The sequence below is a fragment of the Amycolatopsis sp. lyj-23 genome (assembly GCF_046549135.1).
Taxonomy (GTDB): Bacteria; Actinomycetota; Actinomycetes; order Mycobacteriales; family Pseudonocardiaceae; genus Amycolatopsis.
Map to the genome: position 1 here is coordinate 79,592 of NZ_JAJPWN010000002.1, position 26,805 is coordinate 106,396.

A 26,805-nucleotide genomic window follows, 5' to 3' on the forward strand; every position below is an offset into this window, starting at 1 on the left:
TTAGGAGAACGATGACTTCGGCGTCGAAACCCCAGCTCTGGTTCCTCACCGGCAGCCAGGCCCTCTACGGCGAGGAGACCCTCGAGCAGGTCGCCGGCCAGTCGCTGCGCATCCAGCAGCTGCTGACCGCCTCGGGCGCGCTCCCGGCCGAGATCGTCGGGAAGCCGGTGCTCACCGAGGCCGCGTCGATCCGCCGCGTGCTGCAGGAGGCCAACGCCGACGCCGCCTGCGTCGGCGTGATCGCCTGGATGCACACCTTCTCGCCCGCGAAGATGTGGATCACCGGGCTGGACGCGCTGCGCAAGCCGCTGCTGCACCTGCACACGCAGCTCAACGAGACGCTGCCGTGGGCCACCATCGACATGGACTTCATGAACCTCAACCAGGCCGCGCACGGCGACCGCGAGTTCGGGTTCATCCAGACCCGCCTCGGCGTGCCGCGCAAGACCGTGGCCGGGCACGTGTCGGACCCGGCCGTGGTCGCCCGGATCGACGCGTGGGCGCGGGCCGCGATCGGCGCCGACCACCTGCGCAACCTGCGGCTGGCCCGCTTCGGCGACAACATGCGCGACGTCGCCGTCACCGAAGGCGACAAGGTCGAGGCCGAGCTGCGGTTCGGTGTCTCGGTCAACACCTACGGGGTCAACGACCTGGTCGAGCTCGTGGACGCGGTTTCGGACGTCGACGAGCTCGTGGCGGCCTACGCCGCGGACTACGACGTGGTGCCGGACCTGGCGGCCGGGGGAGCGCGGCACGAGTCGCTGCGCTACGCGGCCCGCATCGAAGCCGGGCTGCGGAAGTTCCTCACCGACGGCGGCTTCGGCGCGTTCACGACGAACTTCGAGGACCTCGGCGGCCTGCGGCAGCTGCCCGGCCTCGCCGTGCAGCGGCTGATGGCCGACGGCTACGGCTTCGGCGGCGAGGGCGACTGGAAGACCTCGGCGCTGCTCGCCGCGGTGAAGGCCATGAGCGTGGGCCGCGAGCGCGGCACGTCGTTCATGGAGGACTACACCTACCACTTCGGGCCGGGCAAGCCGAAGATCCTCGGCGCGCACATGCTGGAGGTCTGCCCGAGCATCGCCGCCGCCAAGCCGTCCTGCGAGATCCACGCGCTCGGCATCGGCGGCCGCGAGGACCCGGTCCGCCTCGTGTTCGACGCCGCCCCCGGGCCCGGCGTCGTCCTCGGCCTGGTCGACCTCGGCGACCGGTTCCGCCTGGTCGCCAACGAGATCGAGGTCGTCACGCCGGACGAGCCGCTGCCGAACCTGCCGGTGGCGCGCGCGGTGTGGGAGCCGGCGCCGTCGCTGTCGACGTCGGCGGAGTCCTGGATCACCGCGGGCGGCCCGCACCACACCGTGCTCACCCAGGCGGTGGGCACGGAAACCCTTCGCGACTTCGCGAACCTGCTCGGCGTGGAACTGCTGGTGATCGACAAGGACACGACGCCGCACGACTTCGCCGACCGCATCCGCTGGAACCAGGCGTACCACCGGCTCGCTCAGGGCTTCTGAGAAAGGAAGAAGGAACGATGAAGTTCACCAGAGGAATCGCGGCGCTCGCCGCCGCGGGGCTCGCGCTCACGCTGTCGGCGTGCGGTTCGAGCCAGAAGACCGCGGACCAGACGGCCGCTCCCGGCGCGAGCGCCGAGGGCAGCCTGGTCGGCGTCACGATGCCGACGAAGTCGTCGGAACGCTGGATCCACGACGGCGACAACATCAAGGCCGCCCTGGAGAAGCTCGGCTACAAGGTCGACCTGCAGTACGCCGAGAACGACATCCCCACCCAGGTGAACCAGATCGAGAACCAGATCACCAAGGGCGCCAAGCTCCTGGTCATCGCCTCGATCGACGGCACCGCGATCACCACCCAGCTGCAGGAAGCCGCGGACAAGAAGATCCCGGTCATCGCCTACGACCGGCTGATCCGCAACTCGCCGAACGTCGACTACTACGCCACCTTCGACAACTTCAAGGTCGGCGTCGAGCAGGCGAACTCGCTGGTCAAGGGCCTGGGCACGGGCGCGGGACCGTTCAACGTCGAGCTGTTCGCCGGTTCGCCGGACGACAACAACGCCACCTTCTTCTTCAACGGCGCGATGTCGGTCCTCAAGCCGCTGATCGACAGCGGCAAGCTGGTCGTCAAGAGCGGCCAGACCGACTTCGCCCGCGCGGCCATCCTGCGCTGGGACCCGGCCACCGCGCAGCGGCGCATGGAGGACCTGCTCACCAAGACCTACACCGGTGGCGCGAAGGTCCAGGGCGTGCTCTCGCCGTACGACGGCCTGTCGATCGGCATCCTGTCGGCGCTGAAGAGCAACGGCTACGGCACCGCCGGCCAGCCGTACCCGATCGTCACCGGGCAGGACGCCGAGGTCGCCTCGGTCAAGTCGATCATCGCCGGTGAGCAGTACTCGACGATCTTCAAGGACACGCGCAAGCTCGCCGACACCACCGTCAAGATGGCCGACGCGGTGCTGAAGGGCGGCAAGCCCGAGGTCAACAACACGAAGGACTACGACAACGGCAAGAAGGTCGTCCCGTCCTACCTGCTGCAGCCGGTCACCGTGGACAAGTCGAACTACCAGAAGGAACTCGTCGACTCGGGCTACTACACGGCAGGTCAGCTGAAATGACCGAACTGCTCGGCATGCGCGGGATCACCAAGACCTTCCCCGGGGTCAAGGCGCTGTCGGACGTCAACCTTTCCGTGCGCCGCGGGGAAATCCACGCGATCTGCGGGGAGAACGGCGCCGGGAAGTCCACCCTGATGAAGGTGCTCTCGGGCGTCTACCCGCACGGGAGCTACGACGGCGAGATCACCTTCGACGGGCAGCGGTGCGAGTTCGGGTCGGTGCGCGACAGCGAACGGCGCGGGATCGTGATCATCCACCAGGAACTCGCGCTGTGCGGCCAGTTGTCGATCGCGGAGAACATCTTCCTCGGCAACGAACAGCAGAAGCGGGGCTGGATCGACTGGAACCGCACCAACCACGAGGCCGGCGCGCTCCTGCGGCGCGTCGGCCTCGCCGAAAACCCCACGCGGGCGGTGCAGGAACTCGGCGTCGGCAAGCAGCAGCTGGTCGAGATCGCCAAGGCACTGTCCAAAGAGGTCAAGCTCCTCATCCTCGACGAGCCCACCGCGGCGCTCAACGACGACGACTCGGCCCACCTGCTCGAGCTGCTGCGCGGGCTGCGGGACGAAGGCGTCACGTGCGTGATCATTTCGCACAAGCTCGGTGAGGTGACGGCGATCGCCGACACCGTCACGATCCTGCGTGACGGCAAGACGATCGAGACCCTGGAAGCGGCGGGGCTGACGGAAGAGCGCATCATCACCGGCATGGTCGGCCGCGACCTCGAGCACCGGTTCCCGCCCCGGGAGCCGCAGATCGGCGAAGAGGTGCTGCGGATCGAGGACTGGACCGTGCACAGCCCGACCCAGGCCGGCCGGGTCGTCGTCGACCACGCGTCGCTTTCGCTGCGGCGCGGGGAGATCGTCGGCCTGGCCGGGCTGATGGGCGCGGGCCGGACCGAGCTCGCGATGAGCGTGTTCGGCCGGTCGTGGGGCAAGGACATCTCCGGGCGGATCCTCAAGCACGGCCAGGAGATCGAGGTCCGGTCGGTGCAGGAGGCCGTCCGCCACGGCATCGCCTACGCCACCGAGGACCGGAAGCGCTACGGGCTCAACCTGATCGAGGACATCCAGCGCAACGTGTCCGCGGCCGGGCTGGGCAAGCTGGCCAGGCGCGGCTGGGTCAACGAGCACGCCGAGCACGACACGGCCAACTCCTACCGCCGCGACCTGCGGATCAAGGCGCCCAGCGTGCAGAGCGTGACCGGGAAGCTGTCCGGCGGCAACCAGCAGAAGGTCGTGCTGGCCAAGTGGATCTTCACCGATCCGGACGTGCTGATCCTCGACGAACCGACCCGCGGCATCGACGTGGGCGCGAAGTTCGAGATCTACACGATCATCAACGAACTGGCCGCCCAGGGGAAGGCCGTCCTGGTCATCTCCTCCGAGCTGCCGGAGCTGCTCGGGCTGTGCGACCGGATCTACGCGCTGTCGGCGGGGCGGATCACCGGCGAGGCCAGGCGCGAAGAAGCCACTCAGGAACTGCTGATGCAGTACATGACTAAGGAACGGGAATGACCACGACCGAAGCGCGGCCCGCCGTGCCCCCGGTTGAGCGCTCCAAGCGGAGGATCTCGATCAACCCGCGCCAGAGCGGCATCTACGTCGCGTTCGCGCTGATCGTGGTGCTGTTCGAGGTGCTCACCGGTGGCGCGCTGCTGGAACCGCAGAACATCTCCAACATCATCGTGCAGAACAGCTACGTGCTGATCCTCGCGATCGGGATGATCCTGGTGATCATCTCCGGGCACATCGACCTGTCCGCCGGGTCGGTGGTCGCGATGACCGGCGCGGTGTCGGCGGTGCTGATGGTGAACTCGCACGTGCCGTGGTTCCTCGCGGTGCTGATCACCCTCGTCGTCGGCGCGGCGATCGGGGCGTGGCAGGGCTACTGGGTCGCCTACTTCGGCATCCCGGCGTTCATCGTGACGCTCGCCGGCATGCTGGCGTTCCGGGCGCTGACCCTGACCGTGCTGGGCAACCAGGGCATCGGCCCGTTCCCGGACGCGATCCGCACGCTGTCCAACGGCTTCACCGACGGCTACCTCGGCAACATCGGCCTCGGCCCGCTCGGCGGCGCCGACCTGGTGTCGCTGCTCGCCGGCGTCGCCGCGGTGGCCGGGATCGTGTTCACCCAGTGGCGCAAGCGGATGGGCCGGCTGGGCTACGGCCAGGACGTCGACCCGTTCGGCGTGTTCGTGCTGAAGCTGGCCGGGATCGCGGTGCTGGTGCTCGCGCTGGTCGTCCAGCTGGCGCGGTTCAAGAACCTGCCGTGGGTGCTCATCCTGCTGGCGGTGCTGGTGCTCGGCTACTCGCTGGTGGCGGGCAAGTCGGTGTTCGGCAGGCACATCTACGCCGTGGGCGGCAACCTGCAGGCCGCGACGCTCTCGGGCGTCAAGGTCAAGCAGGTGACGTTCTGGATCTTCGTCAACATGGGCGTCCTGGCGGCGCTGGCGGGCATCATCTTCGCCGGCCGGCTCAACCAGGCGGGCCCGACGGCGGGCGTCAACTTCGAGCTCGACGCGATCGCGGCGGCGTTCATCGGCGGCGCGGCGGTCCAGGGCGGCGTGGGCAAGGTGGTCGGCGCGATCACCGGCGGCCTGATCATGGCGGTGATCAACAACGGCATGTCCCTGATCGGCGCCCCGAGCGAGCGGGTGATGCTGGTCAAGGGCGTCGTCCTGCTGGCCGCGGTGGCGTACGACATCTGGACGAAGCGCCGCGCAGCTTCCTGACCCGGCTGGGTGTCCGAAGGCCGCCTCGGGGTCCGACCCCGAGGCGGCCTTCGTGCTCACTGGCTGCAGCGCTTGCCGGTGTTGATGCAGTTGACGGCCTGGTTCATCAGGCGCTGGCCCATGACGTTGGCGAAGTCGTCGTGGTCCGAGCGTGGGTTGTGCTTCTCCTGGGCGAAGGCGTCCACTTTGTACTGGCCCTTGACCTGGATGTCGTGCGGGATGTTGTAGACCAGCTTGATCACCAGCTGCGGCACGTTCTTGAAGCCCTGCGGGCACTTGCCCTGCTGGTCGGCGAACACGATGTGCGTGCGGTGGTTGGCGCTGTCGATGTTCTTGCCGTCCCAGCAGTTCGGGAAGGCGTGGATGCGCTCGACCTTGCTGCCCTGCGGGCAGATCGGGTAGTGGTCGGTGAGCCGGTCCTCGAAGCCGGTGCAGGTCCAGCTCGGCCGGGCGTTGGCCGGGCCGTTGGTGCTCTGCTTGGCGTCGCCGTACAGGATCCGGAGGAACTGCGGCATCGCCACGACCTTGCTCGCGCCGCCGCTGGTGAACGTGATCGTCGCCGACTGGACGCGCTGGATCTCGCCGTCGTTGTCGCCGACCTCGTTCTTGTCGTTGACGCCGGGCAGCTCGCCCGCCTGGCCGCCCGAGTTCTGGCCGCCGTTGTCGAGGCCGCCCTGGCCGTTCTGCTTGAGCGCGCACGGGGCGAGCCCGCCGAGGTTGGTCGGCTTCGCGGCCCGGCGGCCGATCGCGATGGCGATCCGGTCGATGGTGGCCGCGCGCTTGTCCTTGAGCGGGCCGACGACGGCGTTCTGGATGTCCTGCGGGGTCTTCAGGTCGCCGTTCGCGATCCGCTTGTTCGCCTCGTCGATCTGCTTGTCGAGCAGGTCGAGGTTGCGGTTGACCTCGTCCATCGCCTGGTCGGGGACGTCGGGCAGCTTGCTCGCGACGTCGGGGCAGTCGACCTGGGCGCTCGCCTTGTCCTTGGCGCTGCCGGCGCGGTCGGGCTGCGTGGCCGGCGGGTTCTTCTCGGCGTCGCCGGTGTCGATGCGCACGACGGGCCAGAAGTAGGCGGACTTGTCGCCGTTCTTGCAGGTCGTGCCGGCCTTGACGAGGCTCTTGTTGTTGGAGTCGGCGTTGGTGGAGAGGTTGCCGACGTAGTCGTGCAGGTGCTGGGCACCGTTCTTGATCCCCGGCTGCGCGATGAAGTTGTCCGGGTTGAAGTGCTGGTTCTCGTTGCGGCCGCAGTCCACCGTGAACGTGCCGCGGGCGCCCTTCTGCTGCAGCGCTTTGTTCACGTTGATGCCCGACGGGACCTTCGCGATGTCGATGAAGAAGGACTTGTCGGCGGGATCGGCACTCGCCTCGCCGGTGCGGCCGGCGGTGGTGGCGACGACGATGCCGCCGACGGCCAGCGCGAGCGCCAGGCCCCCGGTCGCGATCTTCGTGCGGCGGGAGATGCGATGTCTGCCCGTGGCGGGGGTGCGGGAAGTATTCCGGGCCATGTTCACCTCGTTCGGTTTTCCGGGCACGCCGAAGAAAGCCTGCGTGCCCGGGCTGGAGACGCGCGGAACCCGGGGAGTGCGCACCGGGGCGCGGGCATCGGGGGAACCCGCCCGGTGTCACTGGTTCCGGCATTGCGGGGAACGGACCTCACCACCGGTCGGTTCAGTGCGTTACCTTTTCGTTATTTATGGAAGGTGAACGAAGTTCACGTCTGCCGGTGTGATCGCTAACATCGGCGCATGCCCGTGGACGACGCAGGTCCGGCCAGCCCGCTCGCCGCGCGGATGCGCGGGCGGGGCACGCTCGGCGTGATCGCGACCGGGGCGTCGGCGTCGGGACCGGTGCTGCACGGCCTCCGCGCGGCCGCGCGCGAGCAGGAGTACGCGTTGAGCGTGTTCAGCGTGTCCCGCCCCAGCGGTCCGGCGGTGCTGGCGGCAGTGGCCGGCCTGCAGCTGCAGGGGGTGGCCGGGATCGTGGTCCTCGACGGGCACCTCCTGGCCGAGTTGGCCCCGGTCGCGGCCATCCCGCTGGTCCCCGCGGCGGCCACCGATCAGTACGCGGGCGCGCGCCGGGCCACCGAGCACCTCCTGGAGCTGGGCCACCCGACGGTCTGGCACCTCGGCGGCCCGGAGGAGGGCCCGGTGGCCCGCGCCCGCGAGCGGGGCTGGCGCGAAACGCTCGAACGCCACGGAGCCGACGTGCCCCCGGTGGTCCGCGGCGACTGGTCGGCCCGGTCCGGCTTCCGCGCGGGCCAGTCCCTGGCGGTCGAATCCGGGGTGGGCGCGGTGTTTTCGGCGAACGACCACATGGCACTGGGCCTGTTGGCGGCGTTCACCGAGGCGGGCATGCGAGTCCCGCGCGACGCCCACGTGGTCGGCTTCGACGACGTCCCCGAGGCGGCTTACTACGCCCCGCCGTTGACGACGGTCCGCCAGGACCACGTGGCGGCGGGCCGCCAGACCCCGGCACCGGTGCGCGACACGGCGGAGGTCGAGCTGGTGGTGCGGGAGAGCAGCCGCTGCCTCAAGGGCGCCTGAGCGGTTCGGGCTCCTGGACCACCTGGTCAAGGGCAGGGCCGCCGTGCCGCGCAGCGCGGGGTTGGGGCGTCGCCGGACCTCGCCGCCGAACGGTGCCCCGCAGTCTTCACCCCGGCACCCGGGTCGAGGCAGGGCGCGGACCCGGCGTCACCCCGAGGGCAGAGTGGCCCGTGCCGGCAGCGAAGTCCGGCCGGGCGGAGCAACGGGCTTCACAACCTGAGCCGGTCGCCCAGCCCGCGAAGGTGCTCGACGCCGCCGCAGTCGAGGTCCAGCTGGCGGCGGCGCTCCGCGACGAACGCCCGGCCCAGCCCCGTCCGGTCCGAAGTGGACATGCTCCGGCGCAGTTCGTTCAACAGCCCGCGTTCCTCGCCTCGCACGTGCGCGTCCACGACGTTTTCCAGCCGCGGCAACGCCTTCTCGAAGTCGTCGCCCTCCAGGACCGCCAGCAGCTCCTCGGCGAACGGCGCACCCGAGGATGCCGGCTGGACGATCCGCTCGGTCGCCGTCGCGTGCGCCACCAGCAGGGCCGACAGCTCCGCCGCCAGCGCCGGCCGGTCCGCTTCGCTGTTGCGCAGGTCGCGCAGCAGCTGCTCGAACCGGCGGTGGTCGGCCAACAGCACCTCGACCAGGTCGGAACCCGGCGCCGCCGCGGCGGGGGCCGGGCGCATCCAGCCGAACGTCAGCTCCACCGCCTGGCGCCAGTGCGCGTACTCGGAGTCGCGGCGGGCCGGGTCCATCGCCGGCAGCCACTGGCCCGCCCGGTGCCAGTTGCGCCGCAGCCCCTCCAGGTCCGGCCAGTACCCGACGGACAACCCCGCTGCGTAAGCCGCGCCGAGCGACACCGTCTCCGCCACCATCGGGCGCACCACCGGCACGTCGAGGACGTCGGCGACGAACTGCATCAGCAGGTTGTCGGCCGTCATGCCGCCGTCGACCTTCAGCGAAGACAACGCCAGCCCCGAGTCCGCGTTCATCGCGTCGACGACCTCGCGGGTCTGCCAGCCGGTCGCCTCCAGCACCGCCCGGGCCAGGTGGCCCTTCGTGATGTACGACGTCAGCCCGGCGATCACCCCGCGCGCCTCGCTGTGCCAGTGCGGGGCGAACAGGCCGGAGAACGCGGGCACGATGTAGCAGCCGCCGTTGTCCTCGACCGTCCGGGCGAGCGTCTCGATCTCCGGCGCGCTGCCGATCAGCTCCAGCCCGTCGCGGAACCACTGCACCAGTGACCCGGTGACGGCGATCGACCCTTCGAGCGCGTACACCGCCGGCTCGTCGCCGACCTTGAACCCGACCGTGGTGAGCATCCCGTGGGTGGACAGCACCGGGGTCGGGCCGGTGTTCAGCAGCAGGAAGCTGCCCGTGCCGTACGTGCACTTCGCCTCGCCGGGCGCGAAGCACGTCTGCCCGAACAGCGCGGCCTGCTGGTCACCCAGCGCGGCGGCGATCCGGATGCCCGGCACCACGCGTGACGTCGTCCCGTAGACCTCCGTCGACGACCGGATCTCCGGCAGCATCGCGCGCGGGACGTCGAAGAACTCCAGGAGCTCGTCGTCCCACGAAAGGGTGCGCAGGTTCATCAGCATGGTGCGTGACGCGTTGGTGACGTCGGTGACGTGCACGCCGCCCTCGGCGCCGCCGGTGAGGTTCCAGATGAGCCAGCTCTCGATGGTGCCGAAGAGCACGTCCCCGCGTTCGGCGCGCTCGCGCAGGCCGGGGGTGCGTTCGAGCAGCCAGCGGATGCGCGGCGCCGAGAAGTAGGTGGCCAGGGGCAGGCCGCACAGCCGCCGGACGCGATCGGCGCCGGGTTCGCGGGCGAGCTGTTCGAGCATGGCGTCGGTGCGGGTGTCCTGCCAGACGATCGCCCGCCCGACCGGGTTGCCGGTCCGCCGGTCCCACAGGACAGTCGTCTCGCGCTGGTTGGCGATACCGAGCCCGACGACCTGCTCGGCGGTCGCCCCGGCGTCGGCCAGCGCCTGCGGGACGATCCGGGAGAGGTTCCGCCAGATCTCGGTCGCGTCGTGCTCGACCCAGCCGGGCCGCGGGAAGTGCTGCTGGTGCTCCCGCTGCACGACGGAGACGAGCCGGCCGCGCGCGTCGAACAGGATGCACCGGGTGGAGGTGGTGCCCTGGTCGATGGACATCACGTACCGCTGGACCATCGATTCACCTCCCTCGGCCGGGGCGTGCTCGGGACGGGCTGCGCGGGGTGCCGGGCCGCGCGTCCGGCGGCGGAAGGCGCGGGCCGGCGGGGCGGGGAGTCCGGCCTCGGGCGGCGGCCGGCCTCGTAACCGATCCGGACGCGGTCGAACGCAGCCCTGGCGGCGGGAGCCGTGCACCGGCGGGTCACCCTCGTATCCTCCTTCACCACCGGGCCGCACCCAGGTCGCGGGACACCGCGCGGGCCGCGTCGCGGACCTGGGTCAGCAGTCTCGGGCTCGGGGCGCCGTCGGGCTCGCAGATCCGCTCCGCCGCGCCCGACACGCCGATCGCGCCCACGACGATGCCGCCATGACCGCGGATCGGGGCCGCGATCCCGGCCTCGCCGGCGATCATCTCGCCGTTCTCGGCCGCCCAGCCCGCCTCCCGTACCTTCGCACACGCCCGCTTGATCGCCGTCTGGGTGACCAGGGTGCGGCGCGTGTACGGCTCCGGCGTCGCCTTCAGCGTCGTGTCGTAGGCCAGCAGGACCTTGCCCAGTGCGGTGGCGTGCAGCGGCAGCAGCGTGCCGACGTCCAGGGTCTGCAGGCTGTCGTCCGGGCGGAACACGTGGTGCACGACCAGCACCCGGCCTTCCAGCGGGGCGCCGATCCGGACCGCCTCGCCGCTGCGGGCGGCCAGCGCGTCGGCCCAGTTGATCGCCCGGGACCGCAGCTCGTTGACGTCCAGGTAGCTCGTGCCCAGGTGCAGCAGCGCCGCGCCGAGCTGGTACTTGCCCGTGTCGCGGTCCTGCTCGACGAACCCGACGCCCTGCAGCGTGCGCAGGATCCCGTGCGCGGTGCCCTTCGCCAGTTCGAGCGACTCGGCGATCTCGCCGACCCCCAGACGCCCCGAGCCGCGCGCCAGCAACCGCAGGATCGCGGCGGCGCGTTCGATGGACTGGATCGGACCCGGCACCGCGCGACCCTAACCCGACCGGCCGCGATTCGACAATGTCGAACATCCACATCGGCCGTTCGACAATGCCGACCGGCGTCCGTTGACCGGGTCGACACGCGAACTTAACTTTCATCCACCAATAGGGGGACAAGGTCCTTTGTGGAGGAAAGCAATGGTGCGAAGCCTCAAGGCCCGCGGGCTCGTCGGCGAGATGGCCGCCGAGTTCGTGGGGACGATGATCCTCATCCTGTTCGGGTGCGGCGTGGTGGCGCAGGTCGTCGCCGCGGGCATCGGGGACCACGACAGCATCGCCTGGGCCTGGGGGCTCGGCGTCACGCTCGGTGTCTACGTCGCTTCGCGGATCAGCGGCGCGCACCTGAACCCGGCCGTGACCATCGCGCTCGCGGTGTTCAAGGGCTTCGAATGGCGCAAGGTCGCCCCCTACGCCGTGGCCCAGACCGCCGGCGCGTTCCTGGCCGCGCTGCTGGTGCGCTGGAACTACACCGAGGTGCTCAACGCCAAGGACCCGGGCCTGACGATCAAGACCCAGGGCGTGTTCTCCACCCTTCCGGGTAACGGCACGCTGCCGGTGGGTGACTGGGGTGCCTTCCGCGACCAGATCATCGGCACCGCGATCCTGCTGATCGTCCTCTTCGCCATCACCGACCTGCGCAACACCTCGCCGGGGCCGAACCTGGCCCCGGTCGTCGTCGGCTTCCTCGTCGTCGCCATCGGCATGGCCTGGGGCACCGACGCCGGCTACGCGATCAACCCCGCCCGCGACTTCGGCCCGCGCCTGGCCTCCTGGCTGACCGGCTACGACACGGCGTTCACCGACCAGTACGGCTTCCCCTACTGGTGGATCCCGATCGTGGGCCCGATCCTCGGCGCCCTCGTCGGCGGTGCGATCTACAAGTACCTGATCGAGCGGTTCCTGCCCGCCGGGGACCCGCTGGACGCCATGCCCGCCAAGGACCTCGAGCCCGCCAACTGAGTAGGAGCACCACCATGCCGGACTTCGTCGGTGCCGTGGACCAGGGCACGACCAGCACCCGCTTCATGATCTTCGACCACGGCGGCAACGAGATCGCCCGCCACCAGCTCGAACACGAGCAGATCCTGCCCAAGCCGGGCTGGGTGGAGCACGACGCCACCGAGATCTGGGAACGCACCCGCTCGGTCATCGCGACCGCGCTCAACAAGGCCAACCTGAGCGTCACGGACCTGGCCGCGCTCGGCATCACCAACCAGCGCGAGACCACCGTCGTGTGGAACCGCCGGACCGGACGGCCGTACGGCAACGCCATCGTCTGGCAGGACACCCGCACCGACCGGATCGCCTCCGCGCTCGAGCGCGAGGGCAAGGGCGACATCATCCGCCGCAAGGCCGGCCTGCCGCCCGCCACCTACTTCTCCGGCGGCAAGCTGCAGTGGATCCTCGAGAACATCCCCGGCGTGCGCGAGGACGCCGAGAAGGGTGACGCCCTCTTCGGCACCACCGACTCGTGGCTGATCTGGAACCTCACCGGCGGCCCGGACGGCGGCGTGCACGTCACCGACCCGACCAACGCCTCCCGCACCATGCTGATGGACCTCGAAACGCTGGACTGGGACGACGAGCTCCTGTCGTTCTTCAACGTCCCGCGGCAGATGCTCCCGGCGATCCGGCCGTCGTCGAACCCGGGCTTCGGCACCACTCGCGCGGACGGCCCGCTCGGCGGCGAGGTCGCCATCACCGGCGTCCTCGGCGACCAGCAGGCCGCCACGGTCGGCCAGGTCTGCTTCCGCCCCGGCGAGGCCAAGAACACCTACGGCACCGGCAACTTCCTGCTGCTCAACACCGGCCAGGAGCTGGTCCGCTCGAAGCACGGCCTGCTGACGACCCTGTGCTACCAGTTCGGCGACGACAAGCCGGTCTACGCGCTGGAAGGCTCGATCGCCGTCACCGGCTCGGCCGTGCAGTGGCTGCGCGACCAGCTGGGCATCATCAGCGGCGCGTCCCAGAGCGAGAGCCTGGCCCGCCAGGTCGCGGACAACGGCGGCGTCTACTTCGTCCCGGCGTTCTCCGGCCTGTTCGCCCCCTACTGGCGCTCCGACGCCCGCGGCGCGATCGTCGGGCTCACCCGCGCCACGACCAACGCTCATCTGGCCCGGGCCACCCTGGAGGCGATCTGCTACCAGACCCGCGACGTCGTCGAGGCCATGCAGAACGACTCCGGTGTCACGCTCGACGTGCTGCGGGTCGACGGCGGTGTCACGGCCAACGAGCTGTGCATGCAGCTGCAGGCGGACATCCTCGGCGTGCCGGTGTCCAAGCCGGTCGTCGCCGAGACCACCGCGCTCGGCGCGGCGTACGCGGCCGGGCTGGCGGTCGGCTTCTGGAAGTCGACCGACGAGCTCGAGCAGAACTGGAACGAGGACAAGCGCTGGACGCCGTCGTGGAGCGACGAGCAGCGCGCCGAGGGCTACGCGGGCTGGCAGAAGGCCGTCGGCCGCACGCTCGACTGGGTCGACGTGCAGTGAACGCAAGGAGGAACACCGTGACCCCGCTTTCCCCGCAGTACCGGGCCGACACGCTGCGGAAGCTGGTCGATGAGGAGGTCGACGTCCTGGTCGTCGGCGGGGGAGTGACCGGGGCCGGCGTCGCGCTCGACGCCGCCTCCCGGGGGCTGTCGACCGCGCTGGTCGAGGCCCGCGACTTCGCCGCCGGGACGTCCAGCCGGTCGTCCAAGCTGATCCACGGCGGCCTGCGCTACCTGGAGCAGCTGGACTTCAAGCTGGTGCGCGAAGCGCTCAAGGAGCGCGGGCTGCTGCTGCAGAAGCTGGCCCCGCACCTGGTGCGGCCGGTCAAGTTCCTGGTCCCGCTGCAGCACCGGGTGTGGGAGCGCGGCTACATCGGCGCCGGCGTCACGCTGTACGACACCCTCGGCGGCGCCCGCGCGCTGCCGCGGCACCGGCACCTGTCCAAGCGGGGCGCCGCCAAGGTGGCGCCCGGCCTGGCCGACGACGCGCTGATCGGGGCGATCCAGTACTACGACGCCCAGGTCGACGACGCCCGCCACACGATGACGATCGCGCGGACGGCCGCCGAGCAAGGCGCTTCGGTGCTCACGCGGACTCGCGTCACTTCGCTGCTTCGCGACGGCGAGCGGGTCGTCGGGGCGAAGGTGATGGACCGCGAGAGCGGCGTCGAGTTCGAAATCCGGGCGAAGACGGTCGTGGCCGCCACCGGTGTGTGGAGCGACGACATGGCGGAGGCGGCCGGGATCCCCGCACCGTTCACCGTCCGCGCGTCGAAGGGCATCCACCTGGTGGTGCCGCGGGAGAAGATCGACCTCGACACCGGGCTGATCCTGCGCACCGAGAAGAGCGTGCTGTTCGTCATCCCGTGGGGACGGCACTGGATCGTCGGCACCACCGACACCGAGTGGGACCTCGACCGCGAGCACCCGGCGGCGAGCCGCGCGGATGTCGACTACGTGCTCCAGCACCTCAACGCCGTCCTGCGCACGCCCGTGACGCACAACGACATCGAGGGCGTCTACGCGGGCCTCCGCCCGCTGCTGGCGGCGAAGGCGACCGCGACGACGAAGCTGTCGCGGGAGCACGCGGTGGCCCGCCCGGTGCCGGGCCTGGTCATCGTGGCCGGCGGGAAGTACACGACGTACCGGGTGATGGCCGCGGACGCGGTCGACGCCGCGGTCGAGGAGGTCGGCCGCCCGGCGCCGCCGTCGTGGACCGACCGGCTGCCGATCGTCGGCGCCGAGGGCTACCACGAGCTGTGGGCGGACCGGTACTCCGTGGCGTCGCGGACGGGCCTGCCGCTGACGCGCGTGGAGCACCTGCTGCAGCGGTACGGCACGCGGATCTGGAACCTCGTTTCGCTCATCGAGGAGGACCCTTCCCTCGGGGATCCGATCACGGAGACGTCGGAGTACCTCCGCGTGGAAGCCGTCTACGCGGTCTCCCACGAAGGTGCGCTGCACCTGGAGGACGTCCTCACCCGGCGGACCCGGATCTCGATCGAGGAACGCGACCGCGGCGTCGCGGCGGCCCCGGTGATCGCCGGCCTGATGGCGCCGCTGCTGGGCTGGGACGCGCACCGCACCGACCGTGAGGTGGCGAACTACCTGGCCCGCGTGGAAGCGGAGCGCTCGGCGCAGGAAGCCCCGGACGACGCGGCGGCGAACGCCACCCGCCTCGCGGCGCCCGCCTTGCTGCCGAGCTGATGGGAGCGTGCTCACGGAGCCGGGACGCAGCCCAGCTCCGTGAGCACGTACCGCGCGTTGGCCGAGATGACCGGGTTCGTGTGCCGGTAGTACGGGAGCTGGATCACGGCCATGGACAGCGCCCGCCCCCGGCCGCGCGCCCAGCTCGCGTCGTCGGCGCCCACGACGTCGCGGAAAGTGGATCGGGTGGCCGCGGTCAGCAGGTTCCACGCCGGGATCAGGTCGGCCGCCGGGTCGCCCACGCCGGCCGTGGCCCAGTCGAGGACGCCGGACAGGCGGGCGTCGCGCAGCAGGAGGTTGCTCGGCATCAGGTCGCCGTGCACCCAGCACGGCGGCCCGGTCCACTGTGGAGCATCGAGCGCCTCGGCCCAGACGCGCCGGGCCGCCTCGGCGTCGAACGGCTCGTCCGTCCGGCTCAGCTCCTCGATCGCCCGGCGGGTGGCCGTGTCCACCGTGGACAGCGGCTCGCCGCGCGAGGCCGGGGGACCGGCCGCGGTGTTCGCCCGCAGCGCGACGACGAACTCCGCCAAGCCTTCGGCCGGGCGGCCTTCGAGCGCCGGTTCGCCGTCGAGCCAGCGGTGCACCGCCCAGGAAAACGGATACCCCTCGGCCGGTTCGCCCAGCGCCGCGACGGCGGGGACGGCCACCGGCAGCCCGCCGAGCGAGCTCAGGGTCCGGCGTTCCTCCTCGACGTCCTCGGCGGAGCGGGGCAGCCGGACCGTCAGGTCGTCGCCGAGGCGGAACACGGCGTTGACCGTGCCGCCGGAGGCCAGGGGAGTGATCGGCCGGCCCGCCCACTGCGGGAACTGCCCGCGCAGCAGCCGCCGGACGAGCGCGGAGTCGATGGCGGGCACGTGAACACCGAACCACGCACGTCAACGGGGTTTCCGTGAGCCAGGGCACCCCGGATTGCACGGTGATGCATAGGCGTGCATAATCATTCGCATGTCCAAGGTGCTCACTTCCCTGCCCGTCGGCGAGCGTGTCGGTATCGCCTTCTCCGGTGGCCTCGACACTTCCGTAGCGGTCGCGTGGATGCGCGACAAGGGCGCGGTGCCCTGCACCTACACCGCCGACATCGGGCAGTACGACGAGCCCGACATCGAGTCGGTGCCCGGCCGGGCCGGCCAGTACGGCGCCGAGATCGCCCGGCTCGTCGACTGCCGCGAAGCACTGGTCGAAGAAGGTCTCGCGGCCCTGACGTGCGGCGCGTTCCACATCCGCACCGGCGGCCGCAGCTACTTCAACACCACCCCGCTCGGCCGCGCCGTCACCGGCACGCTGCTGGTGCGCGCGATGCTCGAAGACGACGTCCAGATCTGGGGCGACGGGTCCACCTACAAGGGCAACGACATCGAGCGGTTCTACCGCTACGGCCTGCTGGCCAACCCCTCCCTGCGGATCTACAAGCCGTGGCTCGACGCGGACTTCGTCACCGAGCTCGGCGGCCGCAAGGAGATGTCGGAGTGGCTGCTCGCGCACGACCTGCCCTACCGCGACAGCACCGAGAAGGCCTACTCGACCGACGCCAACATCTGGGGCGCCACGCACGAGGCCAAGTCGCTGGAGCACCTCGACACCGGCATCGAGATCGTCAAGCCGATCATGGGCGTGGCGTTCTGGGACCCCGAGGTCGAAATCCCGGCCGAAGACGTCACGATCGGCTTCGAGCACGGCCGGCCGGTGACGATCAACGGCAAGGAGTTCGCCTCCGCCGTCGACCTGGTCCTCGAGGCCAACGCCATCGGCGGCCGCCACGGCCTCGGCATGTCCGACCAGATCGAGAACCGGATCATCGAGGCCAAGAGCCGCGGCATCTACGAGGCGCCGGGCATGGCGCTGCTGCACGCCGCCTACGAGCGGCTCGTCAACGCCATCCACAACGAGGACACCCTCGCCAGCTACCACAACGAGGGCCGCCGCCTCGGCCGCCTGATGTACGAAGGCCGCTGGCTGGACCCGCAGGCGATGATGCTGCGCGAGTCGCTGCAGCGCTGGGTCGGCACCGCGGTCACCGGCGAGGTGACGCTGCGGCTGCGGCGCGGCGAGGACTACTCGATCCTCGACACGACCGGCCCGGCGTTCAGCTACCACCCGGACAAGCTGTCGATGGAGCGCACCGAGGACTCGGCGTTCGGCCCGGTCGACCGGATCGGCCAGCTCACCATGCGCAACCTCGACATCGCCGACTCGCGGGCGAAGCTGGAGCAGTACGCGAGCCTCGGCATGGTCGGCGGCTCGAACCCGAAGCTGATCGGCGCCGCCCAGGCCGCGTCGACCGGGCTCATCGGCGCGATGCCCGAGGGCGGCGCCGAGGTGATCGCCTCGCGTGGCAAGACCGACGACGTGGAGCTGCTCGACAGCGCCGCGATGGAGTTCGGCACGGACTGATCCGCATCGACCCGGAGGCCACCACGCTCGCCGTGGTGGCCTCCGGTGCGTTCAGGGGACGAGCACGACCTTGCCGGTGACCGTGCCGGATTCCGCCAGTGCCAGAGCTTTCGCGGCGTCGGTGAGCGGGATCCGCGCGGCCACCTGCGCCTTGAGCTCTCCCTTGGCCGCCAGTTCGAAGACGGCCGTCAGGTCTTCGGCGAGCCGCGCGCGGAAGCGGGCGAGGTTCCGCTTGCCGCCCCAGACGTTGTAGAAGTGCGCCCGGCGCCGGTTGGGCAGCGCGTTCCACCACAGCAGCCGCGCGACCAGCTTCAGCACGGCGGGCCTCGGGTTGCCGCCGGCGTCCTTGGTGGACGCGCTGCCGTAGGCGATCAGCGCGCCGCCGGGCGCGAGCAACCGGAACGAGTCCACGATGCCGGGTCCGCCGACGTGGTCGAAGACGGCGTCGACCCCGCCGGGTGCCAGTGCGCGGACCTGCGCCGGGACGTCGCCGCGGTAGTCGAGGGCGGTCGCGCCGAGCGCGGTGACGACGTCGAGGTTGCGGGCCGACGCGGTCCCGATCACCGTGATCCCGGCCGCGCGGGCGAGCTGGACGAGCGTCGTGCCGACGCCGCCGCTCGCGCCGTGGACGAGGATCGTGCCGCCGGCCCGCACCTTCGCCCACCGGTGCAGCATCTGGTACGCCGTGATGCCGTTGACCACGAAGGTTTCGGCCTCGGCCGCGTCGAGTTCGTCGGGCACGGGGACGAGGTCGGCTTCCGCGAGGACGAGGTGGCTGCTCCAGCCGCCGATCTTGGTCATGGCGGCGACCCGGCGGCCGACCAGGGCCGCGTCCTCGGCTTCGAGGACCGTGCCCACGACGTCGTAGCCGGGCACGAACGGGAACGGCGGCTGGTCGTAGTACTTGCCGCGCCGCATCTGCTGTTCGGCGAACGAAATCCCGCTCGCTTCGACGCGGACGAGGGCTTCGCCGGCGCCGGGCCGCGCGATCTCGCGGTGCTCGACGCGCAGGCCGTCCGGCTCGACGAGGCCGGGGAGGACGATCTCGGTGACGTTCATGGTGCTTCCTTCCGGGTGTGAGTGACTGGTCAATCACTCGACGGGCGTGAAAAAGGGACTGCTGGTCGGAGGTCAGTTCTTTCCGGGGTGGCGGATGCCGGCGGAGAGAACGGCGGCCCACTCGCCGACGTGGTCGTCGAGGTCGAGGGTGGCGATGAGGTGGCAGAGCTGGCCGTAGGCGATGAACCGCTGCACCTCGTCGTCGGCCGCGCCGGAGCGGGTCTTGGTCAGCTCGGTGACCTTGGCCAGGCCGCGACGCACGGCGTCGGCGATTTCGGGGGTGTCGGCGGCGGACTGGGCGTGCACCTGCAGCATGAGCAGGTCCCGGTCGGCGATGAGCTCGGCGTAGGCGCCGCCCATCTCGTAGAGGATCTTCTCGGGGTCCCCGCCTCCGGCGCGGGCGGCGCCGTTGGAGAGGGCGTGCGCGACGAGTTCGTAGCACCGATCGAGCGCGGCGACGAAGAGGGAAACCTTGCCGGGGAACAACTTGAAGACGTAGGCGGGCGAGATGTCGGCCCGGGCGGCGACGGCGCTGATCGGGGTGCTGTGGTAGCCACCGCGCGCGAACTCGGCGATGGCGGCGTCGACGACCGCGTCCCGCCGGGCGTCGGAGGTGGAGAGGGTGGCACCGCGTCTGGTCATGTGAGTGACTGTACACTCACTCTTGCCGGGCGGTCAAGGCGGTGGGTTGCCAGTTGGGTGGCCGGTCGCCGTAACAACGCGGAGCTCGCCATCGACTCCGGGGCAATGCAGGGGTTCCAGGGGTTCATGTCGATGCTGTGGTCGCGGCGGGCGCTGGCTCACCATTTGTCGTCGTCGACGGCAGCGGTGAGGAGGGTCGAGTGGCAGAAGTCGTCCGAGATGCGGTACGTCGCATCGGTCACCTGGATCACTACGATCTTGTGGTTGGCCGGTCTGGTCGCGTTGTGGATCTTCGTTCTCAAGAGAGTCGACCTGTCCGGCTATTGGAGCACTTACCTGCTATTTTTGCTCCTGGTGCTCCCAACGCTGTCCTCGCTGGGCATCTACGTGCGTATCGTCAACGCTCTGTGGAACTCGTCCGTGCGCAGTTTCATCGACCGGCGTTCGCTGGAGATCGAGTTGGACAGGATAGACGACGAAGCGAAGGATCGCGTGCGTGACGCCGCTGAATCCTCCGCGGAATCGTCGTCCTCGGTCATCAACTTCGACTTCCTGTGGAGGGAGACGCAGGAGCGGCTCAGTGTCTACCATCGAATGGCCACCGGTCAGTCCGCCAAAAGTTACCGCAACAGCCAGATTGCCATAATCGCGGGCTTTGCCGTGCTCCTCCTGTGCATGCTCTTGGCCTCCTTCGTGGCCTCTCCCGCCGGCGTGCTCACGGCAGGCGGAATTGCCGCGATCGGTGCCGTGCTGACCGGATACCTGACTCGCACTTTCATGCAGATGTACCGGTCCACGTCCGAGCAGTTGCGGTCCTACTTCGACCAGCCACTTGATTTCTCTCGGAATCTCGGCGCGGAGCGCCTGCTGAGCCAGATAGCGGACGACTCCAAGCGTGCCGACGCTGTCGTGGAGATCATCCGGGCGGGCTACCGTACCGCCGATCGCCCCGCCGATCCACCGGTGACGCGACGCAAACCTCGCGACAAGAGGCCGAAGCCGAAAGCCTGAACGGGGGCGGGACCTGTCGCCAGTCGGCGACGAGCGGTGTCGATCCGCCGTGCCCTGGCCCCGCGGCCGCCGGAATCCGTCCGGCAGCCCCGAGCCGATGCCGGAATCCGGCGTCCCGGAACCGCCGGGATCCGCCCGGATCGTTTCCCGGCAACGCAATCCTCCCTTGGTAGGTACCGGATCACCGTGCCGGGCGCGGAGTATTCCGTGCCACCACGTCGAATCGTCACCGGCTGGAGGAGCACTTCGTGAAAACCACCTCAAGAGTCCTCCGTGGACTCGCGACGCTCTCGGCCGTCGCGGCCGCGGTCGTCGCGCTGCAGGCCCCGGCCGCCGCGGCCGCGGCGCGGACCGATCTCGGGATCTCCATGCAGGCCCAGCAGAAGGACCAGTGGTGCTGGGACGCCAGCGGCAACACCATCGCCGACTACTGGGGCTATTCCCTCTCCCAGACGCGGTTCTGCCAGATCGCGCACAACGAATCCGGCAGCGACTGCGCCAACAACCAGGGCTACCTCTCCGACCAGCAGCGCGTGTTCCGCTACCTCGGCTTCCCCAACGTCGGCACGTACTACTCGAACGGGCAGACGCTTTCCTTCAGCAGCATCAAAGCCCAGATCGACGCGGGACAGCCGATCGGCACCCGGATCGGCTGGCGGTCCGGCGGCGGCCACATGCACGTCCTCTACGGCTACGACAACTCCAGCGGCGCCACCCGCGTGGAATACGGCGACCCGTGGCCGAACAACAGCCGCTACAACTCGATGAACTACGACGCCTACCGCTCGAACAACCAGTTCCAGTGGACCCACACGCTGTACGGGATCGAGGGATGAGCATGCTGCGGAAAGCCCTGGGCGTGGCCGTGCTGGCCGGCGCCGCCATGCTCACCACGAACGCCGCCGCGAGTGCGGCCGACGAACCCGCCGGCGCGCCGACCGCCGCCGACACCGCCGCCATCGGGCAGCTCACCGGCGGCCCGGCCACCCTCGGCCGGCTCGCGACCACGAAGTTCCCCGGCGCCCACGCCGCGGCGGCGCAGCAGGCGGCCGACCCGCGCACGCAGGTCCCGGTCTACGAGCCCACCGCGGCGTTCGTCGCCGGCACGTCCGACGTCCCCGCCGCCCTCGCCTACGTCGCGGTCCCGGCGCGGACCGGCGACGGGACGGCCGCGACCGTGTGGGCGGAGCGGCAGGGCCCGGCCTGGACCGTCGTCAACGTCGCGTCCGGCGACTACGAGCGGCAGTACGCCCGGGCCGCGGCCGGCGGCTACCTCCTGCACGAGCCGCAGGTCAACGCCTGGTACGCGGTGCACGGCGACGTCGTGACGGTCCTGGACGGCTCGGTGACCGGCCTCGCCGCGAACGCGAAGCTGTCGCTGAAGGACTACCGCGCGGCGCTGCACCGGCGGTACGCGGACAAGCTGCCGGGCTCGGCCTACGACCGCGACGGCGCGGGCGGCGGCTACGGCGGCCGGGAACGCGCGGTCCCGGCCGCGGACTCCGGCGACGTGCCGGTGCTGCCGTTCGTGCTCGGCGGCGGCCTCGTGCTGCTGGTGGGCGCGGCCGCGGTGCCACGGCTGCGGCGGCAGTAGGGCGACGGGGCCGCCGGGTGCCCGGCGGCCCCTTGGCAGCCGATCATGACCAGGTCACAATGCGCCATGCCCGTTTCGCCCGGTGCGCCGCCGGAACCGGCGCGCCCCGGGTTGAGCGCCTCGGACCTCGCGCTGGTGGAGGCGCTCCAGCGCGACCCGCGGGCGCCGTGGACGCGGATCGCCGCCGCCGTCGGCACCGACGCGACGACGGCGGCCCGCCGCTGGGAACGGCTGCAGGCCGCCGGGCTGGCCTGGCTCACCGCCTATTCGACGCCGCCGACGACCACGGTCGGGTACGTCGACCTCGCCTGCCGCCCGGACGCGCTGAGTGCGCTGACCCGCGAGCTGTGCGGCTGGCCGTCGGTGTTCAGCGTCGAGCGGACCACCAGCCGGTTCGCGTTGTTCCTCGGTCTGGCCGCGCGCGACCTCGACGCACTGGACGCGCTGGTCACCGGCCGCATCGGCACGCTGCCGGGGGTGCGGGAGGTCCGCTTCGCCGTCGCGACGCGCGTCTACCGCGAGGGCAGCGGGTGGCTGGTGAACGCGCTGGCGCCGGAGCAGCGGGCGGTGCTGGACGACACCGCGGTGCAGGCCCGGCTGGTGGTGCCGCAGCAGTGGAACGACCGGGGCCTGCGGGCGCTGGTGGAGTCCCTCGGCGAGGACGGGCGGCGCAGCTACGCGGTGCTGGCCCGCGACTGCGGGATGAGCGAGTCGGCGGTGCGGCGCACGCTGGCGCGGATGCTGCGCAACCACGAACTGGACTTCCGCTGCGACCTGGCGCACGTCCCGGCCGGCTGGCCGGTGATCGCGGGCTACCGCCTCGACATCGCACCGGCCGGCCTCGACCGCGCCGGCACGGCGATCGCCCAGCTCCCGGAGACCCGCCTGTCGGCGGCGGTGGTGGGGGAGGGCAACCTGGTGGTGTCGGCGTGGCTGCGCGTCCCGGCCGACTGCACGACGTACGAGACGCGGCTCGCCGAGGCGGCCCCGGGTGTCCGGGTCGTGGATCGCGCGATCACGCTGCGGATGCCCAAGCGCATGGGCCGCCTGCTGAGCCCGCACGGCCTGGGCGGCCCCCACCAGGCGATCATCCCGGCCCGCTGAGCACCGCCCCGGCTGACGTAGGGTCGGAAGAGATCTCAGACAGCGGAAGGACACCACGGGTGGGCGAGACGAACTGGGCCGGGAACCTCACTTACGGCGCGGCCGCGGTCGCCACCCCGCGGACCGTCGACGAGGTGCGGCAAGCCGTGGCGGGGGCGTCGCGGGTCAAAGCCCTCGGGAGCCGGCACTGCTTCAACGCCGTCGCGGACTCCCCGGGCGGGCTGCTGCTGGACCTGCGCGCCCTTGACGCCGGCGTCGAGTTCGGCGACGGGACGGTGACCGTCGGCGGGTCCGCCCGCTACGGCGACTTCGCGCAGCAGCTGCACGACGCCGGGTTCGCGTTGCCGAACCTCGCTTCGCTGCCGCACATCACCGTGGCGGGCAGCGTCGCGACCGGCACCCACGGCTCCGGGCGCCGTCAGCCGGGGCTCGCCGCGGCCGTCTCCGGGATCGAGCTCGTCACCGCCGACGGTGGGCTCCGGACCTTCACCCGCGCCGACGCCGAGTTCGCTGGCCTGGTCGTCGGGCTCGGGGCGTTCGGCGTCGTCACCCGGCTGACCCTCGACGTGGTGCCGGCCTTCGACGTCCGCCAAGACGTCTTCGACGATCTGCCGTGGGAGGCCGCGTACGCGCATTTCGACGAAATCGAGGACGCCGGCTACAGCGTCAGCATGTTCACGAACTGGGCGAACGACGCGATCGACCAGGTGTGGGTCAAGAGCCGCCTCGACGGGTTCACCGAGCGGCCGGAGCTCTTCGGTGCCGGGCCCGCCGACGGGCCCCGCCACCCGGCGCACGCCGCCGGCATCGCGGCGGACAACTGCACGCCCCAGCAAGGGGTTCCGGGCCCGTGGCACGAGCGGCTCCCGCACTTCGCGCTGGCGTTCACCCCGAGTGTCGGGGACGAACTGCAGTCGGAGTACTTCGTGCCGTACCGGGACGCGGTGGCCGCGATCCGGGCGGTGCGGGAGATCGCTGACCTCGTCGCGCCGCTGCTGCTGGTCTCGGAAATCCGCGCGATCGCGGGCGACGACCTGTGGCTGAGCCCGTGCCACGGTGGCGACCGGGTGGCCCTGCACTTCACGTGGCAGCCGCGCCAGCCCGAGGTCGAGGCGGTGCTGCCGGTGCTCGAGGAGCGCCTGGCGCCGTTCGGGGTGCGCCCGCACTGGGGCAAGCTGTTCCACGGCGTCCCCGGGAACCACCCGCGGCTGGCGGAGTTCCGGGCGCTGGCGCAGACGCTGGACCCGTCGGGCAAGTTCCGCAACCCCTTCCTGGACCGCAACGTCTTCGGGGGCTAGCCCGACGGCGGCGCCGTGGTGGCGCGGACGATCAGGTGGGTGTCGAGCACCTGGGTCGTGCGCTCGTCGGCCTCGCCGTCGAGCAGGCCCAGCAGGATCGTCACCGCCGCGCGGCCCGCCGCCTCCGTCGGCATCGCGATCGTCGTCAGCGGCGGGGCCGAGATCGCCGCGAACACCAGGTCGTCGAACCCCACGAGGCTGATCTCGGCCGGCACCGCGACCCCACGGGCGTTCAGCCGCGCCAGTGCCCCGAAGGCGACGAGGTCGTTGTAGGCCACGATCGCCGTCACGTCCGCCGCCAGGGCCAGGTCCGCACCCTGCAGGCCGCCCTCGAACACCGGCGGGAACGGACCGAACTCGACGACGTCGGTGCCGTGCCGGCCTGCGGTCTCCGCCAGGCCCAGCCTGCGGGCCCGGTTGGCCCACGACACGCGCGGGCCGCCCAGGTAGGCGCAGCGGCGGTGGCCCAGCGCGGCCAGGTGCTCGACCACCTGCCGCATCCCGTCCGCGGCGTCCATCACGACCGACGGGATGCCGGGCACCTCGCGGTTGAGCAGCACCAGGGTCGTCTGCCCGGCGAGCGCGCGCAGCTGGTCGTCGGTCATGCTCGGGCTGCACAGCACGACGCCGTCGACCTGCTTGGCCATCCGGCGGACGAGGTTCTGCTCGGTCGCCGGGTCCTCGTCGCTGTTGGCGAACAGCACCGCGATGTCGTCCTGCCGGGCGCGGGCCTGGACGCCGTTGAGCACGCCGGTGAAGAACGGGTTGCCCAGGTCGGAAACCACGATCCCGATGTGCCCGGTCCGGACCGCGGGCCCCGGCTGCGGCGCGCCGGCCGCGTGGTAGCCCAGCTCGTGCGCCGCGGCCAGCACCCGGGTCCGGGTCTGCTGCCGGACCAGGTCCGGGGACGTGAACGCCCGCGAGACGGTCGAAATCGACACGTTGGCCCGGCGGGCGACGTCGTGAATCGTCACGGCCACGGCAACTCCTCGGCAGGCTCCCGAGCAACATCATGGAAACGCCTGGAAGCGTTGTCAACAAATCCTGCAAACCTTGTCACCGTAGGTGGTCTATTCCAGTAAGCGCTATCTCGAAAGGCTGCGCTGCCGTTCGGCGTAGCGGCTGTTCGACGATTTCGACGGAGCTGTCCTGGTGATTGACACGTTTGTCGCGAACGCCCTACGGTGACGGCCGGAAGTTCCTCCCGAACGCCTGACCCATTCGTCGCCTCCCGCGCGGTCCCGCTTCGGGTCCCGCCGATCGGAGATCCATGTCGGGGAGCCGGAGCCGCACCGTCGCGGACCCGCCGAGGCTGGCGGTCGTCGGCACGTCCGGCTACGCCTTCAGCTACCTGCACCGCGCGCGGATCCTGCACGACGAAGGACTGGTCCGGTTCGCGGGCATGGCCGACATCCGGCCCCCGTCGGCCGCCGCCGTCGCGCTGCTGCCGCCCGGAGCGACCGCGCACGCGGGTGTCGAGGACCTGCTCAGCCACTGCCACCCCGGCATCACCGTGGTCGCCACCCCGCCGCACGCGCACGTCCGGACCGGTGCCGCGGTGCTGCGCGCGGGCAGCGACCTGCTGCTGGAAACGCCGCCGGTGCTCGACCTCGACGGCTTCACCACGCTGTCGCGGCTGGCCGCGGAGACCGGATCGGCCTGCCAGACCGGCTTCCAGAGCTTCGGCTCCCCGGTGCTGCCCGTGCTCCGGGCGGCGATCGCAGCCGGGAAGCTCGGAGCCGTGGTCGGCGTCGGCGCGGCCGGGGCGTGGATCCGCACCGACGCCTACTACCGCCGCAACCCCTGGGCCGGCCGCCGCTGGCTCGACGGCGAGGCCGTGGTCGACGGCGCGCTGACCAACCCGTTCTCCCACGCCGTGGCCACCGCGCTGCTGGTCGGCGGAGTCGCCGGGCGAGACCCGGCCGAGATCGCCCTCGAGCTCTACGGCGCCCGTGACATCGAGGCCGACGACACCGCCTGCCTGCGGATCCGGTTCGGCGACGGGCCCGAGATCGTCGTCGCCGCGTCGCTGTGCGCGGAGCAGGACCACGAACCCTACGTCGTGGTGCACGGCGAGTGCGGGCGGGCGAAGTTCTGGTACAAGAGCCACCGCCTCGAAGTCGACGACGAGCGGTTCCACCTCGGCGAACCCGCCGACCTGCTGCGCAACCTGATCGCCCACCACCTCGACCCGGACGGGGTCCCGCTGCTCGCGCCGCTGGCCGGGACCCGGGCGTTCGCCTCGGTGGTCGAAGCGGTGCGGGACGCGCCGTCGCCGTCGCGGATCCCGGCGGGCTGGATCCGCACGGTCGGCGAAGGGCCGAGCCGGCACCCGGTCGTGCGCGGGATCGGCGAAGAGGTCGCCGTGGCCGCGGACCGGCTCGCGCTGTTCTCGGAGATCGGCGTGCCGTGGGCGAGCGCCGCGCGGCAGCGGACGGGCTGACGCAGCCGGCCGCGCACGCGGATCCAGTAAGC

22 protein-coding genes are annotated in these 26,805 nt (G+C 71.2%); 15 read left to right on the top strand and 7 right to left on the bottom strand.

What is annotated here, in order from left to right:
- The first annotated feature begins 11 nt into the window (after window positions 1-11).
- Genes araA through mmsB form a run of 4 tightly spaced genes read left to right on the top strand, consistent with a single transcriptional unit; the run spans window position 12 to window position 5,366 of the window.
- Entirely contained in the window at window positions 12-1,511 is a 1,500-nt protein-coding gene (gene araA, locus ACLJPY_RS03365; RefSeq protein WP_410586506.1) for an L-arabinose isomerase, read from the top strand.
- 17 nt (window positions 1,512-1,528) lie between these two features.
- A complete protein-coding gene (chvE, locus tag ACLJPY_RS03370; protein WP_410586507.1) occupies window positions 1,529-2,632 on the top strand; it encodes a multiple monosaccharide ABC transporter substrate-binding protein in 1,104 nt (367 codons plus the stop codon).
- A complete protein-coding gene (gene mmsA / locus ACLJPY_RS03375; protein WP_410586508.1) occupies window positions 2,629-4,149 on the top strand; it encodes a multiple monosaccharide ABC transporter ATP-binding protein in 1,521 nt (506 codons plus the stop codon). The genes chvE and mmsA overlap by 4 nt, the downstream gene beginning before the upstream one ends.
- Window positions 4,146-5,366, top strand: coding sequence for a multiple monosaccharide ABC transporter permease (gene mmsB / locus ACLJPY_RS03380; RefSeq protein WP_410586509.1), 1,221 nt, complete (start codon window positions 4,146-4,148; stop codon window positions 5,364-5,366). The genes mmsA and mmsB overlap by 4 nt, the downstream gene beginning before the upstream one ends.
- Before the next feature lie 56 nt (window positions 5,367-5,422).
- On the opposite strand, the gene ACLJPY_RS03385 is transcribed toward mmsB, so the two are convergent.
- Complete coding sequence (locus ACLJPY_RS03385; protein ID WP_410586510.1) at window positions 5,423-6,868, bottom strand: DUF1996 domain-containing protein; 1,446 nt, start codon at window positions 6,866-6,868, stop codon at window positions 5,423-5,425.
- 240 nt (window positions 6,869-7,108) lie between these two features.
- On the opposite strand from ACLJPY_RS03385, the gene ACLJPY_RS03390 reads away from it, so the two are divergent.
- Window positions 7,109-7,906 carry a substrate-binding domain-containing protein gene (locus ACLJPY_RS03390; RefSeq protein WP_410586511.1) on the top strand — a complete coding sequence of 266 codons (798 nt, stop codon included), beginning with the start codon at window positions 7,109-7,111 and terminating at the stop codon, window positions 7,904-7,906.
- A 209-nt stretch (window positions 7,907-8,115) separates the two neighbouring features.
- On the opposite strand, the gene glpK (ACLJPY_RS03395) is transcribed toward ACLJPY_RS03390, so the two are convergent.
- Together glpK (ACLJPY_RS03395) and ACLJPY_RS03400 are read right to left on the bottom strand one after the other, a co-directional pair.
- Complete coding sequence (glpK, locus tag ACLJPY_RS03395) at window positions 8,116-10,065, bottom strand: glycerol kinase GlpK (RefSeq protein WP_410586512.1); 1,950 nt, start codon at window positions 10,063-10,065, stop codon at window positions 8,116-8,118.
- A gap of 202 nt (window positions 10,066-10,267) precedes the next feature.
- Window positions 10,268-11,020 carry an IclR family transcriptional regulator gene (locus ACLJPY_RS03400; RefSeq protein WP_410586513.1) on the bottom strand — a complete coding sequence of 251 codons (753 nt, stop codon included), beginning with the start codon at window positions 11,018-11,020 and terminating at the stop codon, window positions 10,268-10,270.
- Between the two features lie 154 nt (window positions 11,021-11,174).
- Between ACLJPY_RS03400 and ACLJPY_RS03405 the strand changes: the two genes are divergently transcribed.
- The 3 genes from ACLJPY_RS03405 to glpD are packed head-to-tail and all read left to right on the top strand — an operon-like array spanning window position 11,175 to window position 15,231.
- Window positions 11,175-11,996 (top strand): MIP/aquaporin family protein, encoded by an 822-nt coding sequence (locus tag ACLJPY_RS03405; RefSeq protein WP_410586514.1) that lies wholly within the window; start codon window positions 11,175-11,177, stop codon window positions 11,994-11,996.
- 14 nt (window positions 11,997-12,010) lie between these two features.
- Window positions 12,011-13,525, top strand: a complete 1,515-nt coding sequence (gene glpK / locus ACLJPY_RS03410; protein WP_410586515.1) for a glycerol kinase GlpK — start codon at window positions 12,011-12,013, stop codon at window positions 13,523-13,525.
- Window positions 13,526-13,542: 17 nt separating this feature from the next.
- The gene (gene glpD / locus ACLJPY_RS03415) at window positions 13,543-15,231 is read left to right on the top strand and encodes a glycerol-3-phosphate dehydrogenase (RefSeq protein ID WP_410586516.1); all 1,689 of its coding nucleotides are present in this window, start codon (window positions 13,543-13,545) and stop codon (window positions 15,229-15,231) included.
- An 11-nt stretch (window positions 15,232-15,242) separates the two neighbouring features.
- Here the strand turns inward: glpD and ACLJPY_RS03420 are convergent, their stop codons facing one another.
- The gene (locus ACLJPY_RS03420) at window positions 15,243-16,085 is read right to left on the bottom strand and encodes an aminoglycoside phosphotransferase family protein (protein WP_410586517.1); all 843 of its coding nucleotides are present in this window, start codon (window positions 16,083-16,085) and stop codon (window positions 15,243-15,245) included.
- Between the two features lie 91 nt (window positions 16,086-16,176).
- Between ACLJPY_RS03420 and argG the strand changes: the two genes are divergently transcribed.
- Complete coding sequence (gene argG / locus ACLJPY_RS03425) at window positions 16,177-17,622, top strand: argininosuccinate synthase (protein ID WP_410586518.1); 1,446 nt, start codon at window positions 16,177-16,179, stop codon at window positions 17,620-17,622.
- A 51-nt stretch (window positions 17,623-17,673) separates the two neighbouring features.
- Here argG and ACLJPY_RS03430 read toward each other — a convergent pair whose 3' ends face one another.
- Together ACLJPY_RS03430 and ACLJPY_RS03435 are read right to left on the bottom strand one after the other, a co-directional pair.
- Window positions 17,674-18,681, bottom strand: a complete 1,008-nt coding sequence (locus ACLJPY_RS03430) for a medium chain dehydrogenase/reductase family protein (RefSeq protein WP_410586519.1) — start codon at window positions 18,679-18,681, stop codon at window positions 17,674-17,676.
- Window positions 18,682-18,753: 72 nt separating this feature from the next.
- The gene (locus ACLJPY_RS03435) at window positions 18,754-19,323 is read right to left on the bottom strand and encodes a TetR/AcrR family transcriptional regulator (protein ID WP_410586520.1); all 570 of its coding nucleotides are present in this window, start codon (window positions 19,321-19,323) and stop codon (window positions 18,754-18,756) included.
- A 57-nt stretch (window positions 19,324-19,380) separates the two neighbouring features.
- Here ACLJPY_RS03435 and ACLJPY_RS03440 point away from each other — a divergent pair, with 57 nt between their 5' ends.
- The 5 genes from ACLJPY_RS03440 (at window position 19,381) to ACLJPY_RS03460 (ending at window position 24,330) form a co-directional block, all read left to right on the top strand.
- Window positions 19,381-20,334, top strand: coding sequence for a TRADD-N-associated membrane domain-containing protein (locus ACLJPY_RS03440; RefSeq protein ID WP_410586521.1), 954 nt, complete (start codon window positions 19,381-19,383; stop codon window positions 20,332-20,334).
- A 248-nt stretch (window positions 20,335-20,582) separates the two neighbouring features.
- Window positions 20,583-21,170 carry a papain-like cysteine protease family protein gene (locus ACLJPY_RS03445; RefSeq protein ID WP_410586522.1) on the top strand — a complete coding sequence of 196 codons (588 nt, stop codon included), beginning with the start codon at window positions 20,583-20,585 and terminating at the stop codon, window positions 21,168-21,170.
- The gene (locus ACLJPY_RS03450) at window positions 21,167-21,928 is read left to right on the top strand and encodes a hypothetical protein (RefSeq protein ID WP_410586523.1); all 762 of its coding nucleotides are present in this window, start codon (window positions 21,167-21,169) and stop codon (window positions 21,926-21,928) included. Before ACLJPY_RS03445 ends, ACLJPY_RS03450 begins: the two co-directional genes overlap by 4 nt.
- Before the next feature lie 66 nt (window positions 21,929-21,994).
- A complete protein-coding gene (locus ACLJPY_RS03455; RefSeq protein ID WP_410586524.1) occupies window positions 21,995-23,032 on the top strand; it encodes an Lrp/AsnC family transcriptional regulator in 1,038 nt (345 codons plus the stop codon).
- Between the two features lie 59 nt (window positions 23,033-23,091).
- Entirely contained in the window at window positions 23,092-24,330 is a 1,239-nt protein-coding gene (locus ACLJPY_RS03460; RefSeq protein ID WP_410586525.1) for an FAD-binding protein, read from the top strand.
- Here the strand turns inward: ACLJPY_RS03460 and ACLJPY_RS03465 are convergent.
- Window positions 24,327-25,310 carry a LacI family DNA-binding transcriptional regulator gene (locus tag ACLJPY_RS03465; protein WP_410586526.1) on the bottom strand — a complete coding sequence of 328 codons (984 nt, stop codon included), beginning with the start codon at window positions 25,308-25,310 and terminating at the stop codon, window positions 24,327-24,329. The genes ACLJPY_RS03460 and ACLJPY_RS03465 overlap by 4 nt on opposite strands.
- A 290-nt stretch (window positions 25,311-25,600) precedes the next feature.
- Between ACLJPY_RS03465 and ACLJPY_RS03470 the strand changes: the two genes are divergently transcribed.
- Window positions 25,601-26,773: a Gfo/Idh/MocA family protein gene (locus ACLJPY_RS03470; protein ID WP_410586527.1), complete on the top strand. Its 1,173-nt coding sequence runs from the start codon at window positions 25,601-25,603 to the stop codon at window positions 26,771-26,773.
- The last annotated feature ends 32 nt before the right edge of the window (window positions 26,774-26,805 follow it).

Bases quoted from the DNA above. Each gene is read 5' to 3' on its own strand.
- araA (WP_410586506.1), top strand. From the start codon at position 12: ATGACTTCGGCGTCGAAACCCCAGCTCTGGTTCCTCACCGGCAGCCAG.
- chvE (WP_410586507.1), top strand. From the start codon at position 1,529: ATGAAGTTCACCAGAGGAATCGCGGCGCTCGCCGCCGCGGGGCTCGCG.
- mmsA (WP_410586508.1), top strand. From the start codon at position 2,629: ATGACCGAACTGCTCGGCATGCGCGGGATCACCAAGACCTTCCCCGGG.
- ACLJPY_RS03455 (WP_410586524.1), top strand. From the start codon at position 21,995: ATGCCCGTTTCGCCCGGTGCGCCGCCGGAACCGGCGCGCCCCGGGTTG.
- glpK (WP_410586512.1), bottom strand. From the start codon at position 10,065: ATGGTCCAGCGGTACGTGATGTCCATCGACCAGGGCACCACCTCCACC.
- mmsB (WP_410586509.1), top strand. From the start codon at position 4,146: ATGACCACGACCGAAGCGCGGCCCGCCGTGCCCCCGGTTGAGCGCTCC.
- glpK (WP_410586515.1), top strand. From the start codon at position 12,011: ATGCCGGACTTCGTCGGTGCCGTGGACCAGGGCACGACCAGCACCCGC.
- ACLJPY_RS03385 (WP_410586510.1), bottom strand. From the start codon at position 6,868: ATGGCCCGGAATACTTCCCGCACCCCCGCCACGGGCAGACATCGCATC.
- ACLJPY_RS03430 (WP_410586519.1), bottom strand. From the start codon at position 18,681: ATGAACGTCACCGAGATCGTCCTCCCCGGCCTCGTCGAGCCGGACGGC.
- ACLJPY_RS03405 (WP_410586514.1), top strand. From the start codon at position 11,175: ATGGTGCGAAGCCTCAAGGCCCGCGGGCTCGTCGGCGAGATGGCCGCC.
- ACLJPY_RS03390 (WP_410586511.1), top strand. From the start codon at position 7,109: ATGCCCGTGGACGACGCAGGTCCGGCCAGCCCGCTCGCCGCGCGGATG.
- argG (WP_410586518.1), top strand. From the start codon at position 16,177: ATGTCCAAGGTGCTCACTTCCCTGCCCGTCGGCGAGCGTGTCGGTATC.
- ACLJPY_RS03450 (WP_410586523.1), top strand. From the start codon at position 21,167: ATGAGCATGCTGCGGAAAGCCCTGGGCGTGGCCGTGCTGGCCGGCGCC.
- ACLJPY_RS03435 (WP_410586520.1), bottom strand. From the start codon at position 19,323: ATGACCAGACGCGGTGCCACCCTCTCCACCTCCGACGCCCGGCGGGAC.
- ACLJPY_RS03470 (WP_410586527.1), top strand. From the start codon at position 25,601: ATGTCGGGGAGCCGGAGCCGCACCGTCGCGGACCCGCCGAGGCTGGCG.